We start from the raw sequence: 16,359 nt of genomic DNA on the forward strand, positions 1-16,359 counted from the left end.
GGAGCGCTACCTGGCCCAGCTGGTCAGGGCGTCGACTCCAGTTGGTGCGCCAGTTGGGCCAGGTCGCGCAGACGCAGGTCGCCGTCGAGGCCCTTCAGCGCGGCGGTCATCGCCCCGGCAGCCCGACCGGCCCGCAGGCCGACCTCGGCGTCCTCGACGACCAGGCACCGCCCCACGGGTACGCCCAGCAGCGCCGCGCCCCGCAGGTAGCCCTCCGGGTCCGGCTTGCCGACGCTGACGTCCTCCACGGTGACGAGCACCGGCGCCTTGATGCCGGCGGCACCGAGCCGGGCCGCGGCGAGCCGCGCGTCGGCGCTGGTCACCACCGCCCAGGGCAACCCCAGCCGGGCCAGCGCGTTCAGTAGCTCGTGCGCTCCGGGGGTGGCCGTCACGTCGGACAGGTCGTCGTACTGCAATGCGAGCTGCCGTGCCGCGGCGGCGGCGACCGCGCTGTCGTCGAGCGTGGGCAGCAGCCGGCGGACGGTCCGGTCGGCCGGGCTGCCGTGCGCGATCGCCAGCGCCGTGGCCGGGTCGACGGCGTACTCGGCCGCCCACCGCTCCCAGGCCCGCTCAACGGCGGCGTCGGAGTCGACCAGGGTGCCGTCCATGTCGAACAGCACCGCGCCGATGCCTGCCAGTCCCACTACACACGCTCCCCGGATCGCTCGCCCCACCCTCCCCCACCTCGCAAAATCCGCGCAACTTCGGTGATCCTGCTGTCTCGTCGCCTGGTGAGGCAGCAGGATCCGTGAAGGTGCGCGGATCATGGCGGCCGCCGGGTCGCAAGCCGTCGAGGATGGCGGGAATCGGACCCTGGCGGTCGGAGCGAGACGTCCGATGGCCGAGCCCGCGCGGGCTGCGTCGTACTACAGGGTGGGCGCGGCAGGTTTCGAACCTGCGACCCCCCGCTTGTAAGGCGGGTGCTCTCCCACTGAGCTACGCGCCCGGATCGCCCGTGTGGCGGGCCGGTGGCTGGCAAGCTTACCTGCCCGCCACCGACCCGGGCGCGCGGCGTACCCCGGTCAGTTGGTCGCTTCGGCGATGGCCTTGCGCCAGCTCTGCTGGTCGCGGGCCTCGCCCGGGCCGTTCATCTCGGCGAAGCGGACCACTCCGGCCTTGTCGATGACGAAGGTGCCCCGGTTGGCGAAGCCGGCCACGTCGTTGAAGACCCCGTACGCCTGGGCGACGGCGCCGTGCGGCCAGAAGTCGGCGAGCATCGGGAACTGGTAGCCCTCACGGTCGGCCCAGATCTTGTGACTGTAGGCCGAGTCGACGCTGACGGTCAGCACCTGCACGTCGTCGTTCACGTACTCGCCGAGGTTGTCGCGCACCTCGCTCAACTCGCCCTGGCAGGTGCCGGTGAAGGCGAGCGGGTAGAACACCAGCAGCACGGTGCGCCTGCCCCGGAAGTCCGAGAGGCGGACCTCCTGGTTGTTCTGGTCCTTGAGCACGAAGTCGGGTGCTTCGGCACCAACCTCTACGGGCATGCGAACTCTCCTCGCTGCTCGGCCACGCCGGCGACGGCGTCGGGGCGGGGGGACGGCACCAGCCTGCTACCCGACGGTGGGCGGACCGTCGGGCGAGCGGAGCGGCGCTGGCTACTTCTTGGCCTTGGCACCTCGACGCAGCACCAGACGCGCGCCGCTCCAGTCCCGGCCGGCGTTGACGGTCGAGGTCTGCTGAAGGCCGGCGGTGGGCGCGGACTCCGCGACCTCGCTCGGTTCGACGTGCCCCTCGCGCCCCGCCTTCGGGGTGAGCAGCCACACGACGCCGTTGTCGGCCAGCGGGCCGAGGGCATCGACGAGCAGCTCGAAAAGGTCACCGTCGCCGTCCCGGTACCAAACCAGCACCGCGTCGACCACCTCGTCGGTGTCCTCGTCGACCAGATCTCCACAGCGGTCGGTCAGGGCGTCTCGGAGATCCTGGTCGACGTCGTCGTCGTACCCCATCTCCATGACGACCATCCCCGGTTCGATCCCGAACCGGTCCGCCAGGCTGCGTACCCCGTCGGCGGCCTGACCAGCGGTCGCGCTCACTGTCGCGTGCCTCCTCATCTCGTCCCTGCTCGCGACGTCGGTGCGACGCCGTCAGGCAAAGTCCACACAGTTGTTGGGCTGCGCGCAAGTGGCGCACCGGGTGGAACGGAATTTACCGTGCCAGCAGCGTACGGGCACCGTCGGTAATGGCTTCAGCGGAGACCAGTACGTGACGTGCTGCCGGACCTAATGGTACAAACGAGTCAACTCCCGCCACTCGACGCGCGGCACCGACATATCCGGCGTCCACCAGCGCGGCGATCACGCCCTCGCCGACCCCACCGGAGCGACGCGTCTCGTCCACCACCAGCACCCGGCCGGTCGCCGAGGACTCCCGGATGATGTCGGACACCGGCAGCGGAGCCAGCCAGCGCAGATCCACCACGCGGGTGCCCACCCCCTCCTCGGCGAGGACGGCCGCGGCCCGCAGCGACATCCGCACCCCGTTACCGAAGGTGATGATGGTGAGGTCGTCCGCCGAGCCGACCGGGTAGACCCGGGCCCGCCCGATCGGCACGTGCCCGGCCACCCACCCGCCCGGCTCCGGATAGCCGGCCAGCCACTCGCCGTCACCCTCCGCGTACAGGTCGCGGGTGTGGTAGAGCGCGATCGGTTCCAGGAACACGCAGACGCTGCCGTCCACCGCCGCGCTCGCCAGACAGGTCCGCAGCATGGGCGCGGCATCGTCCGGCCGCGCCGGCACCGCGACCACCAGACCGGGCACATCCCGGAGTACGGCCACCGAGTTGTCGTTGTGGAAGTGCCCGCCGAACCCCTCCTGGTACGCCAGGCCCGCCACCCGCACCACCATGGGGTTGCGGAACGCCCCCTGCGAGAAGAACCGCATGGTGGCCGCCTCACCGCGCAACTGGTCCTCGGCGTTGTGCAGGTACGCCAGGTACTGGATCTCCGGCACCGGCAGCATCCCGGCCAGCCCGGCACCGAGGCCCAGCCCGAGCACCGACGTCTCGTCGAGCAGGGTGTCGAAGACCCGGGCCGCCCCGAACCGGTCGCGCAGCCCCTTCGTCACCCCGTACACGCCGCCCTTGGTGGCCACGTCCTCACCGAAGAGCGCCATCTGCGGGTGGTCGAGCATCCCGTCGGCGAGCGCGGCGTTGATGCTCTGCGCCAGGGTCATCGGCCCGGCCAGCTCCGGCGGCTTGCCGCCGAACGCCTCCGCCCGGGCGCCCGCTCCCGGCCCACTGGCCCGCGCCGCGGCGTCGGCCACCGCCCGCGCCACCCGCACCGGACGACGTGGGGCCAGCGCCGACACCACGTCGGCCGCGGAGGCCAGCTTCGGCTCGCCCAGCACCTCCTCGGCCAGCCGGCGTACCTGCCAGCCGGTCTCGTCGTACCGGGCCAGCAGCTCCTCGCCGGTCGCCACGCCCGCCTCGACGAGCAGCCGCGCGGTGGCGGCCACCGGGTCCCGCTCCAGGTCCCCGGCCAGCTCGGCCGGACCCCGGTACGCCGACTCCGCGTCCGCCCCGGCGTGCCCCATCAGCCGAACGGTGCGCAGGTGCAGCACTGCCGGCCGCCGGTTGCGGCGTACCCAGGCCGCGGCCTCCGCCGCCACCTCGTACGTCCGCACCGGGTCTGCTCCGTCCGCGCTGAAGTAGCGGATGCCCGGCTTGGCCCGCAGGGTCGCCTCGACCCAGCCCTCCGGCGAGCGGACGCTGATGCCCAGCCCGTTGTCCTCGCAGACAAAGAGCACCGGAATCCGCAGCCCCGCGTGGTCGTACCACCCGGCGGTGTTGAAGGCGGCGGTGGCGCTCGCGTGGTTGACCGAGGCGTCGCCGAAGGAGCAGACCACTATGGCGTCGGGTGGCCAGGGGGCGTGCGTGGCGCCCGCGCCGCTGCCGACCCGCATTCCGGCCCCGGTACGCCGTCCGGCGCTGTCCAACCGGCGCAGCCGCTCCACTGCCAGTCCCATTCCGACTGCGCGGGGCAGGTGCGAGGCGATGGTAGAGGTGGTCGGCACGACGGCCAGGTCGGCCCGGCCGAACACCTTGTGCCGTCCCCCGGCGATCGGTTCAAGGCTGGACGCGACCATCCCGCGCAGCACGTCCCGGGCCGCGTCGGCGTACGCCGCGAACCCGTTGGCGGCCGGGGCCTGTTCGATCCCGGACGGCTCCGATTCGGACAGCCGTGGATCGGTGCCGGGGTCGGGGTCACGGGTCGGTGCGCCGTCGACGGTCGACTGAGTGCCGGTTGACGGTTCGGAGTCGACGGTTCCCGCCGGGGCGAACCGCTCGGAGTCGACAGTTCGCGCCCGGCCGGCGGCTGGCGCTTGGTCAGCGGCGGCCCGGGTAGCGTCCGCGGCGGCCTCCGCGGAGTCCACGGGAGCCAGGGCTGGGTCGGCGGCGGCCTGGGCGGCGCGCAGGCAGTAGAAGGCACCCGAGCGGTAGTGCAGCAACGCCGGATCGGTGGGACGAAGCGCGGCGGCGACCGCGGCGTTGCCCTCGTGCCCGGCGGAGCCGATCGTGTAGAAACCCTCCCCGAAGCTGCGCAACCAGCGGCCGGCCAGGTCGAGCTGCCGGCTGGTCACCTGCGCGTCGAACAGGTCCAGCACCTGCCCGCCGGTCAGCGGGGCGTCGTCGGTGACCGGGTCGGCGGGGTCACGCCGTCGCTCGGCGGCAGGCAGCGCCGCCAGCGTCTCCCGGAACCGGTCGTCGAGATCTTGCGGGGTGGTCACGTCGGACAGCATTACCGACGGAGGCTCCGCTCGCCCAGTGGGACACGGCCGGAAGGGTCGGGCTCACTCCGACCCGCAGGGCTCCGGAAAGCCGCCGTCGGACACCTTCCAGACCAGGTCACGAAGGGTACGCAGCTCCTCGTCGCCCAGCCCGGACAGGAGTCGGGAGTCGGACATCACCTCGATCACCCGGGCCCGTACGACGCGGCCCTCCTCGGTGACCAGCAGCGTCTTCTGCCGCCGATCCGCCGGGTCGGTGCGACGCTCGACCAGCCCGGCCTGCTCCAGCTTGTCGACCAGCACCGTCACATTCGACCGGTCACAACCCAGCTGACCGGCGAGATCGCGGGCCGGCAGCGGATGATCAGGGTCCAGCTCCCGCAACGCCCGGGCCGCCGCCGGTGTGAGCCCGACCTCGGCGAACGCGCTGCCCTGCCGGTGTCGTACCGCGTCGCTGACGTGGGCCATCCGCCGCAGCACGTCGGCGGCGAGACCTGCCCGATCCGCCGGCCCGCCCACCACGGAACCCACCTGCCCCGTCACGACCACATCGTACGCACCAGCCCGCCCAACCCAGCTCAGCCTGATCACCCCCGCGCGCGCCCCCCTCCGCGCCGATCTTGCGGTTTCGGTTGTCCGGATGAGTGGAATGCCCCTTGTGTCGGGACAGCAAGTGCAAGATCGCCGAGATGGGGGCTGGGCGTGAGGCGCGGAGGGGCTGGGTCAGGCGGGGAGGAAGGAGAAGCGGACCTGGCGGGTCGGGTTGTCGCCGTTGGTGTCGACGAGGCAGATCGACTGCCAGGTGCCGAGCGCCAGTCGACCGCCGAGCACCGGCAGCGTGGCGTACGGCGGGATGAACGCCGGCAGCACGTGGTCGCGGCCGTGGCCGGGCGAGCCGTGTCGGTGCCGCCAGCGGTCCTCGGTGGGGAGCAGGTCGTCCACGGCGCTGAGCAGGTCGTCGTCGGACCCCGCCCCGGTCTCGATGATCGCCACGCCGGCGGTGGCGTGCGGCACGAAGACGTGCAGCAGGCCGTCGCCCTCGCCCGAGACGAACTGCTGGGCCTCCGCGGTGATGTCCCGGACGGTCGGCCGGGACCCGGTCTGGACGGTGATCACGTCGCTGCGCATACGTCGCATTCTGCCGCAGGGTGAGGTCAGGAGCTGCCGCCACCGCCGCCGGAGTCGCCGCCACCGGACCACCCACCGCCCGAGTCACTGCCGGACCAGCCGCCGCCGGAGTCACCACTGGACCAGCCCCAGCCGGACCAGCCTCCCCCGGAGTCGCCGCTGCCGCTGGCCGGCTCCGTGTCGTCGGAGCGGTCATGGTCGCCGTCCCGCTGGTGGCCGACGTTCCCGCTCCCGGCGTCCCCGGCGGGCATCGGGTGGTAGCCGTACCCGCCGCCACCCGAGTCCGGACGGCGGCGACGGCCGCTGGCCTGGCCGCTCCGACGGGCCGCTCGGCTCGCGTCGCGCAGCAGGCCCGCGCCGAGCACGGCCACCAGGGCGCCGAGGGCCACCAGTCCGACCATCGGCAGGCTGCCGGAGGCGAGGGCGACCGCGCCGATGACCAGGCCGACCACCCCGACAACGATCATGCTCGCGGCAACCGCGACACGGCGTCCGTTCATGGCGGCAACGGTAGGACTGGCGGTCAAACCGCTCAGGTTCCACCGCGTCGTCGCGCTAAGTTACCGGCGGGTACCTGTGTTCAGCATCGCGTCGGGGGGACCTAGACGTGACGAGGGGTGCCACCAGGGGGCAGGATGGCGCTAGAGACCTATCCCACACACAACCGAGGGAACGCCTGTGGCTACGGAACGCAAGCGCCCGGTGATCAGCGACGGCCTACCGAGCCAGCTTCCGGACATCGACCCTGAAGAGACAAGCGAATGGGTCGAGTCGCTTGACGGTGTCATCGACGAACGCGGCGCCAAACGCGCTCGCTACGTCATGTTGCGCCTGCTGGAGCGGGCCCGTGAGCGCCAGGTCGGGGTTCCGCCCCTGACCACCACCGACTACATCAACACCATCCCGTCGGAGCGCGAGCCCTGGTTCCCGGGTGACGAGCACGTCGAGCGGAGGATCCGGGCGTACGTCCGGTGGAACGCCGCCATGCTGGTGCACCGGGCTCAGCGCCCGGAGATCGGCGTCGGCGGGCACATCTCCACCTTCGCCAGCTCGGCGTCGCTCTACGAGGTGGGCTTCAACCACTTCTTCCGGGGCAAGAACCACCCGGGCGGTGGCGACCAGATCTTCTACCAGGGCCACGCGTCCCCCGGCATGTACGCGCGGGCGTTCCTGGAGGGGCGACTCAGCGAGCACCAGCTCGACGGGTTCCGCCAGGAGCTGTCGCACCCCGGTGGTGGGCTGCCCTCGTACCCGCACCCTCGGCTGATGCAGGACTTCTGGGAGTTCCCCACCGTCTCGATGGGCCTCGGCGGTCTGAACGCGATCTACCAGGCCCGGTTCAACCGGTACCTGCAGCACCGCGGCATCAAGGACACCTCCCAGCAGCATGTCTGGGCGTTCCTCGGCGACGGCGAGATGGACGAGCCGGAGACGCTCGGCGCCATCGGCGTCGCCGCCCGCGAGGAGCTGGACAACCTCACCTTCGTGATCAACTGCAACCTCCAGCGGCTGGACGGCCCGGTCCGGGGCAACGGCAAGGTCATGCAGGAGCTGGAGGCGTTCTTCCGGGGTGCCGGCTGGAACGTGATCAAGGTCGTCTGGGGTCGTGAGTGGGACCCGCTGCTCGCCGCGGACACCGACGGCGCGTTGGTCAACCTGATGAACACCACGACCGACGGCGACTACCAGACCTACAAGGCGGAGTCCGGCGCGTACGTGCGGGAGCACTTCTTCGGCCGTGACGCACGAACCCGCAAGATGGTCGAGCCGCTCAGCGACGACGAGATCTGGAACCTCAAGCGGGGTGGGCACGACTACCGCAAGCTCTACGCGGCCTACAAGGCGGCCACCGAGCACACCGGTCAGCCCACCGTCATCCTGGCGAAGACGATCAAGGGCTGGACCCTCGGCTCGCACTTCGAGGGCCGCAACGCGACCCACCAGATGAAGAAGCTGACGCTGGAGGATTTGAAGACCTTCCGCGACCGGCTCTACCTGGACATCCCGGACTCGGCGCTGGAGGACAACCCCTACCTGCCGCCGTACTTCCACCCGGGCGAGAAGTCCGAGGAGCTGGCGTACCTCAAGGAGCGGCGCGAGCAGCTCGGCGGGTACCTGCCGTCCCGGCGGACCAGCACGAAGCGGCTGGCCATCCCGGGCCCGGAGCGGTTCGCCGACATCAAGCGCGGCTCGGGCAAGCAGAAGGTGGCCACCACGCAGGCCTTCGTCCGTCTGCTCAAGGACGTGATGAAGGACAAGGAGTTCGGCAAGCGTTGGGTGCCGATCATCCCGGACGAGGCCCGCACCTTCGGTCTCGACTCGATCTTCCCGACCGCGAAGATCTACTCGCCGCACGGCCAGCGCTACACCTCGGTCGACCGCGAGCTGTTCCTGTCGTACAAGGAGTCGACCTCCGGGCAGATCCTGCACGAGGGGATCAACGAGGCCGGTTCGGTGGCCTCGTTCACCGCGGCCGGCTCGGCGTACGCCACGCACGACGAGCCGATGATCCCGATGTACATCTTCTACTCGATGTTCGGGTTCCAGCGGACCGCCGACGGGCTGTGGGCAGCGGCCGACCAGATGGCCCGGGGCTTCCTCCTCGGCGCCACGGCGGGTCGGACCACGCTCAACGGTGAGGGCCTTCAGCACGAGGACGGGCACTCGCTGCTGATCGCCGCCACCAACCCGGCAGTGGTCGCGTACGACCCGGCGTTCGCGTACGAGATCGCGCACATCCTGGAGCAGGGTCTGCACCGGATGTACGGGGACGCGCAGGAGAACGTCTTCTACTACCTGACGGTCTACAACGAGCCGACGCTGCAGCCGGCCGAGCCGGCCGACGTGGACGTTGAGGGCCTGCTCAAGGGCATCTACCGCTACTCGCCGGCACCGCAGGTCGACGGCCCGAAGGCCAACCTGCTCGCCTCGGGCACCGGGATGCAGTGGGCGCTCAAGGCCCAGCAGCTGCTCGCCCAGGACTGGGGGGTGGGTGCCGACGTCTGGTCGGTGACCTCCTGGACCGAGCTGCGCCGCGACGCGGTGGAGACCGAGGAGTACAACCTCCTCAACCCGGGCGCCGAGGCGAAGGTTCCGTACATCCAGCAGAAGCTGGCCGAGGCGGACGGGCCGAAGGTCGCGGTCAGCGACTTCATGCGTGCGGTACCGGATCTGATCGCCCGCTGGGTACCCGGCGACTACACGTCGCTCGGCACCGACGGGTTCGGCATGTCGGACACCCGGCACGCGCTGCGCCGGCACTTCCACGTCGACGCGGAGTCGATCGTGGTGGCCACGCTGCGGCAGCTCGCCCGCAGCGGCGCGGTGGCGATCACGGTGCCGGCCGAGGCCGCCAAGAAGTACGCGATCGACGACGTCAACGCCGCCCCGGTCGGCGAGACCGGCGGCGACAGCTAAGACCCAGCACGACCGCAGAAGGGCCCGGCGCATCAGCGCCGGGCCCTTCTGCGGCTACGGCCCAACCCAACTGCGGTCGGGGGTACGGAGCGGCGGTGGTCCGGGGGCCCTGGCGGGGATCCGGACCACCGCCGTCGCGGGTGACGCCGGGAGGATGGGCGCTCGTCAGCCGACGGCGGCCAGGTCGGTGAGCCGGGCCAGCGAGTCCTCCAGGTCGGCGCCGACCCGACGCAGTCCGAGGCGCAGCATGGCCGCCTTGACCGGGCCGGCCGGCCAGCGGACCACGATGAGGCGCACGATGGTCCCGCCCTCCTCCTCGTCTCCGGTGAGCTGGACGTAGATCTCGGTGCGCGCCTCCGCCCGAGATCCAGCGCCCTTGGCTCGTTCCCGCCAGCCGATCAGCGTCGGCTCCTGGTAGGCGATCACCTCGGCCTCATGCGCCGAGCCGCGCCCAGCCTGGACGAGTTGTCGCCGCCCGAAGCCCTCTCCCGAGAGCACTTCGGCCGCTCGGACCCCGGCCAGCCAGGCCGGCAACTGCTCGGCCCGCTGCACGACATCCCAGACCACTTCAATTGGCGCCGCCACGTGCGCACTGCGTTCCACGAGGATCATTTCCGTCTTTCCTCCGGTGAGGACATCCCACGATATCGGCACTCTATGCGCTAAATCGGACTTACCCGGACGGGTTCGGAAAAAGACACGCCGATCAACCATTGCGGATTACGCCAGGGCGGCCTATGGCGCATTCATCAAGAGCGCTTTAAAGTCCCGAACACGTTTCACGTTGACCGGGAGGGCGCATGTCGACCGCACCGATGCCCCAGTTCCCCACCGGCTTCCGCTGGGGCGTCTCCACATCGGCCCACCAGATTGAGGGGGCCACCACCGCCGACGGTCGCGCTCCGTCCATCTGGGACACCTTCGCGCGCTCCCCCGGGCGGATCAGCGACGGCAGCAGCGGCGAGGTGGCCTGCGACCACTACCACCGACACACCGAGGACGTGGCGCTGCTGGCCGGCCTGGGCGTCTCCGCGTACCGGTTCTCCATCGCCTGGCCCCGGATCCAGCCCACCGGCGCCGGCCCGGCCAACCCGGCCGGCCTGGACTTCTACGACCGCCTGGTGGACGAGTTGCTGGCCGCCGGAGTCGACCCGGTGGCCACCCTCTACCACTGGGACCTGCCGCAACCCCTCGAAGACGCCGGCGGCTGGATGCACCGGGACACCGCCGCCCGCTTCGCCGAGTACGCCGAGAAGACCGCCGCTCGCCTCGGCGACCGGGTCCGGCTCTGGATCACCCTCAACGAGCCGTTCATCCACATGAGCCTCGGCTACGGCATGGGTGTGCACGCCCCCGGCCGGATGCTGCTGTTCGACGCCTTCCCGGTCGCCCACCACCAACTGCTCGGGCACGGGCTCGCGGTCGCCGCGCTGCGGACCCACACCGCCAGCCCGGTGGCCATCGCCAACAACTACTCCCCGGTGCGGGTGCTCGGCGACCGCGACGCCGACCGGGCCGCCGGGGCCGCGTACGAGGCGCTGCACAACCGGCTCTTCACCGACCCGCTGCTCGGCCGCGGCTATCCGGAGCTGCCCGGCTTCGATCCGAGCGTCATCCACCCCGGCGACCTCGACACGATCGCCGCGCCGATCGACGTGCTCGGGGTCAACTACTACAACCCCACCGGCGTACGGGCGGCCGAGGAGGGCTCACCCCTGCCGTTCGACCTCGTGCCGCTGGACGGCTACCCGCGTACCGCCTTCGACTGGCCGGTGGACCCCGAGGGGCTACGCGAGCTGCTCGGCTGGCTCCGCGACACCTACGGCGACGCGCTGCCGCCCATCGAGATCACCGAGAGCGGCTGCGCGTACGACGACGCGCCCGACGCCGACGGGCAGGTGGCCGACCCGGAACGGATCGCGTACCTCGACGGGCACCTGCGGGCGGTCCGGGCCGCCATCGACGACGGGGTGGACGTCCGCGGGTACTTCGTCTGGTCGCTGCTGGACAACTGGGAGTGGGCCGAAGGGTTCACCAAGCGCTTCGGGCTGGTACACGTCGACTACCCCACCCAGACCCGTACGCCGAAGTCGTCGTACACCTGGTTGCGGGACGTGATCGCGGCCAGCCGGCCGGGGTCGGCGCGGTGACCACCCTCGACCCGACACCGGCGTCGCTGCCGGGGGCGCTCGCCGAGCCGACGGTGCCGGTGCGGCGCAGCTGGATCGGCTTGATCTTCGCGGCCAACCTCGGCGTGTGGATGGCGTTCTTCACGCCCATCCAGGTGCTGCTGCCGCAGCAGATCGAACAGATCGCGCCCGGCGACAAGGAGAACATGCTGGCCGTGGTCACCGGCCTCGGCGCGTTGGCCGCGGTGCTCGCCAACCCGTTGGCGGGCGCGCTCTCCGACCGGACCTGCCTGCGCATCGCCGGCCGCGAGTTCGGCCGTCGGCACGTCTGGACGGCGGGCGGGGCGGTGCTCGGCGCGGCGGCCCTGGTGCTGCTGGCCCAGCAGCGGACCATCCTCGGCGTCGCCCTCGGCTGGGTCGCCGCGCAGGTCTGCTTCAACGCGATGCTGGCCAGCCTCAGCGCCGCCATCCCCGACCGGGTCCCGGTGCGCCAGCGCGGCGGCGTCTCGGGGTGGGTGGGCATCCCGCAGGCGCTCGGGTTGGTGCTCGGCGCGGTGCTGGTCACCGCAGTGGTCACCGGCAACGCCGCCGGCTACCTGGCCATCGCCGTGGCCGTCCTGCTGCTGTCGCTGCCGTTCGCGCTGCTCACCCCCGACGAACCGCTGCCGCGTACCCATCGGCCGGCGATCCGGACGCGGGCGCTGCTGGCCTCGATGTGGATCAGCCCTCGCCGGCACCCGGATTTCGCCTGGGCCTGGATCACCCGGTTCCTGGTCCAGTTGGGCAACGCCCTGGGCACCCTCTACCTGCTGTACTTCCTCAGCGACGGGGTGCGCCACCCCGACCCCGAGGGCGGCCTGCTGGTGCTGATCCTGCTCTACACGCTCGGGATGATGCTGACAGCCGTGGTCGCCGGCCGGCTGTCCGACCGTTCCGGCCGCCGCAAGATCTACGTGATCGTCTCCGGGCTGATCATGGCGGTGGCGGCGCTGCTGCTCGCTGTCGCGCCGGTCTGGCCGATGGCGATCGTCGCGGCGCTGCTACTCGGTGCCGGCTACGGCGTCTACCTCTCGGTGGACGCCGCGTTGATCACCCAGGTGCTGCCCCGGGCCACCGACCGGGCCAAGGACCTGGGCGTCATCAACATCGCCAACTCTGCGCCGCAGGTGCTCGGCCCGGCGCTCTCCGCCCCGCTCGTGGTGTACCTGGGCGGCTATCCCACGCTCTACGCGGTCACCGCCGTGGTCACCCTGCTCGGCAGCGCGCTGGTCGTCAAGATCCGCTCGGTCCCCTGAGCCCTGGGGGGCGGTGGCGGAATGCAGTCGCGGACCGCCGTAGGCTGGGGGACGTGACAGTACGTGTGCGCTTCGCCCCTTCCCCGACCGGTATGTTCCACGTCGGCGGCGCCCGCTCGGCGCTGCAGAACTGGATCTACGCCAAGCAGCAGGGCGGCGTGTTCGTGCTGCGCATCGAGGACACCGACGCGGCACGCAACAAGCCCGAGTGGACCGAGGGCATCCTCTCCGCGCTGGACTGGATCGGGATCTCCCGGGGCAGCTACGAGGGCCCGTACTTCCAGTCGGCCAACGCCGGGGAGCACCGGGCCGCCGCCGCGCGCCTGTACGAGTCGGGCCGCGCCTACTACTGCGACTGCACCCGCGAGGACGTGCAGGCCCGCACCGGCTCGCAGTACCAGGGCTACGACGGCTACCACCGCGACCGTGACCTCGGCCCCGGCCCCGGGCACGCCCTGCGCTTCCGTACGCCCGACGAGGGCGCGACAGTGGTGGTCGACCTGATCCGCGGTGAGCCCACGTTCGAAAACAAGCTCATCGAGGACTTCGTCATCGCCCGGGGTGACGGCTCGCCGGTCTTCCTGCTGGCCAACGTCGTCGACGACATGACGATGGGGATCACCCACGTGATCCGGGCCGAGGAGCACCTGCCCAACACCCCCAAGCAGCAGCTGCTCTGGGAAGCCCTCGGGGTCAAGCCGCCGATCTGGGCACACGTGCCGGTGGTGGTCAACGAGAAGCGGCAGAAGCTCTCCAAGCGCCGGGACAAGGTCGCCCTGGAGGCGTACCGCGACGAGGGCTACCTGGCCGGCGCGATGCGCAACTACCTCATGCTGCTCGGCTGGGCCCCCTCCGGCGACCGGGAGATCGTTCCCTGGTCGGTCATCGAGGACGAGTTCCGGCTGGACGAGGTCAACCTCTCCTCAGCGTTCTTCGACGAGAAGAAGCTGCGCGCGTTCAACGGCGAGTACATTCGCGCGCTCCCGGCGGCCGAGTTCATCGACGCCTGCCAGCCGTGGCTGACCGGCACCGGGACCATCGCGCCCCCGCCGTGGCAGCCGGAGGAGTTCGACGCCGACGCGTTCGCCGCCGTGGCACCGCTGGCCCAGACACGGATCGCGGTGCTCAGCGAGATCGTGCCGAACGTCGACTTCCTCTTCCTGGCCTCACCGCTGATCGACGAGGCCGCCTGGACCAAGACGATGAAGGACGGTTCCGCCGAGCTGCTGGACGACGCCGTCGCGGCGTTCGAGGCGCTGGAGTCCTGGGACGCCGAGTCGTTGAAGTCGACGCTGGAGGCGGTCGGCGCCGAGCGGGGCCTCAAGCTCGGCAAGACGCAGGCGCCAGTGCGGGTCGCGGTCACCGGTCGCACAGTGGGTCTGCCGCTGTTCGAGTCGCTGGAGGTGCTCGGCCGCGAGCGCACCCTGACCCGAATCCGCGCCGCCCGCCTACGCCTGGTCTAACCCCCCCCGGTCCCCGCCCCCGCGCGCCGCTCCCACCTCCCAGCGCGTCGATCTTGCAATTTCGGTTGTCGACATGGGTGGAATGCCCCTTGTGTCGGGACAGGACGTGCAAGATCGCGGAGCAGGGCCAGCTCGGCCCCGGGAACGATGATGCCCGGTCGGATTCGGGACCGACCGGGCATCAGATGATCGACTAGGCGGTGTCTCGGCGGCGGCGGAAAAACAGGCCGGCCGCGAGTGCGGCGAGCAGCAGCAGGCCGCCGACAGCCCAGATCCACCAGCGGCTGCCGGAGTCGGACTGCTCCGAGGCGGCCGGCACCGGGGAGGCCGTCGAGCTGCCGGGTGCCGCCGACGGCGAGCCGGCGGAGGGTACGCCGACGGCCGACGCGCCAGCCGAGGGCGAGCTCGCCGGGTTGGTTCCGGCGGTGGCCGACGGCGAGGCAGTGGGGTCGGCTGCGGTGCCGGTGGTGAGGGTGAACCGCACCTCGCCCTTCACCGGGTGCCCATCAGACGACGCGAGCTGGTAGCCGACGATGTAGAGCCCGGCTGCGGCCGGCTTGAACGGCACCCGCACCCGACTGCCGTCGAAGGCGGGAGTCCCGCCAGCGACCACATTGTCCGGTCCGGTTATTGTGATCTTCGTCGTAGTCGGCGACGGCTTGGCGAGGAACCGCAGCTCGACCCGGGCGGGTGCCGACGCCACGCGGGCGCCGTCGCGCGGGTTGCTGCCGGTCAGCTGGTTGTGGGCGGCGGCCGGAGTCGCCGGCACCAAAAACGACACACCGAACGCCACGCCGAGCACCACTGGCACGACCCGCACCGTACGTGTAACCCTGCCCCCCATGAACCCCTCCGTAAGGGTACGATCCGCCCGCTGATCAAACGGCTCCTCATTAGTCGAGCAGAGATCGCAGATAGTTCCAATTACTGTTCCGAAAGCTGCAACTCATCGACGTTCTGCGGAGTCTGTAGGAGTGGACGCGACCATCCGGTCGATGCCACACCGGCAGGTCGGTCCAGACGTTACGACGAAGCCATCCATCGAACGGGGCGAGGAGGCGGGATGGTCCGACACGTGAGGCGGTTGGCCGCCGTGTTGGCGGGCACGCTGGCGGTAGCACTGCTGTCGCTTGGCACCGCCGGCTCGGCCTCGGCGGCGCCGAAGCCGGCACCCGCCGGAGTGGACATCACCGGCACGGGGCTGCCTGCACCGCTGCGGTTGCGCGCGGAGAAGGAGCCCGCTCTCGTGGGCGCGGTCATCGACCAGGTCAACTTCCTCGCGCGCACCGGCATGCCGACCGGTCCGAAGGCAGCCAACCTCGGTCCGAAGTACACCGTCGTGGTGCTCGCCGGCGAGACGCCGAAGCAGACCTACGACCTCTACCCCAAGGCGATCGGCGGCCCTCGCGTCTTCCGCCCGGCGAAGCAGCCGGACGGCCGGAAGACCAGCGCCGGCTGGTTCCTGGGTCGGCTCAGCATGTCCGAGACCCTGCGCACCGCCGGTGTGCCGCTGGAGCGGCAGTTCGACACGGTCAGTGGCGGCGCGGGCGGCGGTGAGCGCGTTCTCCCGGAGGACACGCTCGACCCGGCGAAGGACCTCGACGAGGCGCTCGGCGACCTGCAACGCCTGCTGCTGCTCAACGTCGGCGTGATGCTGACCATCACCGTCGGCCTCGCCGGGATCGCCCTGCTGATCCGCAGGCGCACGCGCTGAGCTGGCGCACGCGCTGAGCTGGCGCACGCGCTGAGCTGGCGCACGTACTGAGGTCACGCTTTCGCTGACCCGCAGCGACACGCGACGGTCCGACGCACTCGCTGGTCAGCGGGTGCGTCGGCCGACCGGGCACCGCAACTCGGTGTTCAACACCAGCGGCGCGGTGGGCGCTCCCGGCGGGTGGCTCGTGGACGCGGTCGGACCGCGCCGTGCCGGTGCGCCCCGGCCCAGCCTGAAAGTTCACTGAGGCAACCAGCGGGAACGTCCGAGTCGGGCTCGGCAGAGCGCTGGCGCGGCAGCACGGGCTCGTCGTCGATGCGCCCCGGCAGCGGCTCCACCGGGTGCGATGGCGCACCGCCGACCGGCCGGCGGGGCTTGCCAGCCGCCTGCGGGTCGTGGTGCCCCGGCCGGCAGGGCTCGCCCTGGGCGCAGCCGTGCTCGGCCTCCCCGTGCGCCATCCCCGGTCTCCTCACGCTCGCCTCACC

At 71.4% G+C, this 16,359-nt stretch carries 14 protein-coding genes, 1 tRNA gene and 2 pseudogenes; 5 read left to right on the plus strand and 12 right to left on the minus strand.

Annotated elements, in window-relative coordinates:
* Window positions 1-23: 23 nt before the first annotated feature.
* The 9 genes and pseudogenes from AB0B68_RS12880 to AB0B68_RS12920 form a co-directional block, all read right to left on the minus strand.
* Window positions 24-644, minus strand: coding sequence for an HAD-IA family hydrolase (locus tag AB0B68_RS12880; protein WP_357259894.1), 621 nt, complete (start codon window positions 642-644; stop codon window positions 24-26).
* A 230-nt stretch (window positions 645-874) separates the two neighbouring features.
* Window positions 875-946: transfer RNA gene (locus AB0B68_RS12885), tRNA-Val, on the minus strand.
* Window positions 947-1,022: 76 nt separating this feature from the next.
* Complete coding sequence (locus AB0B68_RS12890) at window positions 1,023-1,487, minus strand: peroxiredoxin (RefSeq protein ID WP_357259897.1); 465 nt, start codon at window positions 1,485-1,487, stop codon at window positions 1,023-1,025.
* Between the two features lie 111 nt (window positions 1,488-1,598).
* The gene (locus AB0B68_RS12895; protein WP_030330240.1) at window positions 1,599-2,036 is read right to left on the minus strand and encodes a DUF3052 domain-containing protein; all 438 of its coding nucleotides are present in this window, start codon (window positions 2,034-2,036) and stop codon (window positions 1,599-1,601) included.
* Between the two features lie 112 nt (window positions 2,037-2,148).
* Window positions 2,149-4,119: pseudogene (locus AB0B68_RS12900) on the minus strand (thiamine pyrophosphate-dependent enzyme); the annotation flags it as partial.
* 282 nt (window positions 4,120-4,401) lie between these two features.
* Window positions 4,402-4,740 (minus strand): annotated as a pseudogene (locus AB0B68_RS12905) (transketolase); the annotation flags it as partial.
* 51 nt (window positions 4,741-4,791) lie between these two features.
* On the minus strand, window positions 4,792-5,196 hold the full coding sequence (locus AB0B68_RS12910; protein WP_355008892.1) for a MarR family winged helix-turn-helix transcriptional regulator: 405 nt from the start codon (window positions 5,194-5,196) through the stop codon (window positions 4,792-4,794).
* Window positions 5,197-5,451: 255 nt separating this feature from the next.
* Window positions 5,452-5,856 carry a YjbQ family protein gene (locus AB0B68_RS12915; RefSeq protein ID WP_357194665.1) on the minus strand — a complete coding sequence of 135 codons (405 nt, stop codon included), beginning with the start codon at window positions 5,854-5,856 and terminating at the stop codon, window positions 5,452-5,454.
* A gap of 26 nt (window positions 5,857-5,882) precedes the next feature.
* The gene (locus AB0B68_RS12920) at window positions 5,883-6,356 is read right to left on the minus strand and encodes a hypothetical protein (protein WP_357259900.1); all 474 of its coding nucleotides are present in this window, start codon (window positions 6,354-6,356) and stop codon (window positions 5,883-5,885) included.
* A 178-nt stretch (window positions 6,357-6,534) separates the two neighbouring features.
* Here AB0B68_RS12920 and aceE point away from each other — a divergent pair, with 178 nt between their 5' ends.
* The gene (gene aceE / locus AB0B68_RS12925) at window positions 6,535-9,273 is read left to right on the plus strand and encodes a pyruvate dehydrogenase (acetyl-transferring), homodimeric type (protein WP_357259903.1); all 2,739 of its coding nucleotides are present in this window, start codon (window positions 6,535-6,537) and stop codon (window positions 9,271-9,273) included.
* Between the two features lie 165 nt (window positions 9,274-9,438).
* Here the strand turns inward: aceE and AB0B68_RS12930 are convergent, their stop codons facing one another.
* Window positions 9,439-9,885: an SRPBCC domain-containing protein gene (locus tag AB0B68_RS12930; protein ID WP_210783445.1), complete on the minus strand. Its 447-nt coding sequence runs from the start codon at window positions 9,883-9,885 to the stop codon at window positions 9,439-9,441.
* A gap of 188 nt (window positions 9,886-10,073) precedes the next feature.
* On the opposite strand from AB0B68_RS12930, the gene AB0B68_RS12935 reads away from it, so the two are divergent.
* Genes AB0B68_RS12935 through gltX form a run of 3 tightly spaced genes read left to right on the plus strand, consistent with a single transcriptional unit; the run spans window position 10,074 to window position 14,160 of the window.
* Window positions 10,074-11,423: a GH1 family beta-glucosidase gene (locus tag AB0B68_RS12935; RefSeq protein WP_357259906.1), complete on the plus strand. Its 1,350-nt coding sequence runs from the start codon at window positions 10,074-10,076 to the stop codon at window positions 11,421-11,423.
* Window positions 11,420-12,697 carry an MFS transporter gene (locus AB0B68_RS12940; RefSeq protein ID WP_357259909.1) on the plus strand — a complete coding sequence of 426 codons (1,278 nt, stop codon included), beginning with the start codon at window positions 11,420-11,422 and terminating at the stop codon, window positions 12,695-12,697. The genes AB0B68_RS12935 and AB0B68_RS12940 overlap by 4 nt, the downstream gene beginning before the upstream one ends.
* 53 nt (window positions 12,698-12,750) lie before the next feature.
* On the plus strand, window positions 12,751-14,160 hold the full coding sequence (gene gltX / locus AB0B68_RS12945) for a glutamate--tRNA ligase (RefSeq protein WP_357259911.1): 1,410 nt from the start codon (window positions 12,751-12,753) through the stop codon (window positions 14,158-14,160).
* 193 nt (window positions 14,161-14,353) lie between these two features.
* Here gltX and AB0B68_RS12950 read toward each other — a convergent pair whose 3' ends face one another.
* A complete protein-coding gene (locus AB0B68_RS12950) occupies window positions 14,354-14,971 on the minus strand; it encodes a copper resistance CopC family protein (RefSeq protein ID WP_357201117.1) in 618 nt (205 codons plus the stop codon).
* A gap of 252 nt (window positions 14,972-15,223) precedes the next feature.
* On the opposite strand from AB0B68_RS12950, the gene AB0B68_RS12955 reads away from it, so the two are divergent.
* Complete coding sequence (locus tag AB0B68_RS12955) at window positions 15,224-15,874, plus strand: hypothetical protein (protein ID WP_357201114.1); 651 nt, start codon at window positions 15,224-15,226, stop codon at window positions 15,872-15,874.
* A gap of 146 nt (window positions 15,875-16,020) precedes the next feature.
* Here AB0B68_RS12955 and AB0B68_RS12960 read toward each other — a convergent pair whose 3' ends face one another.
* Window positions 16,021-16,332, minus strand: coding sequence for a hypothetical protein (locus AB0B68_RS12960; RefSeq protein ID WP_357259914.1), 312 nt, complete (start codon window positions 16,330-16,332; stop codon window positions 16,021-16,023).
* Between the last annotated feature and the right edge of the window lie 27 nt (window positions 16,333-16,359).

Source organism: Micromonospora sp. NPDC049049, assembly GCF_040649115.1.
Lineage (GTDB): Bacteria > Actinomycetota > Actinomycetes > Mycobacteriales > Micromonosporaceae > Micromonospora.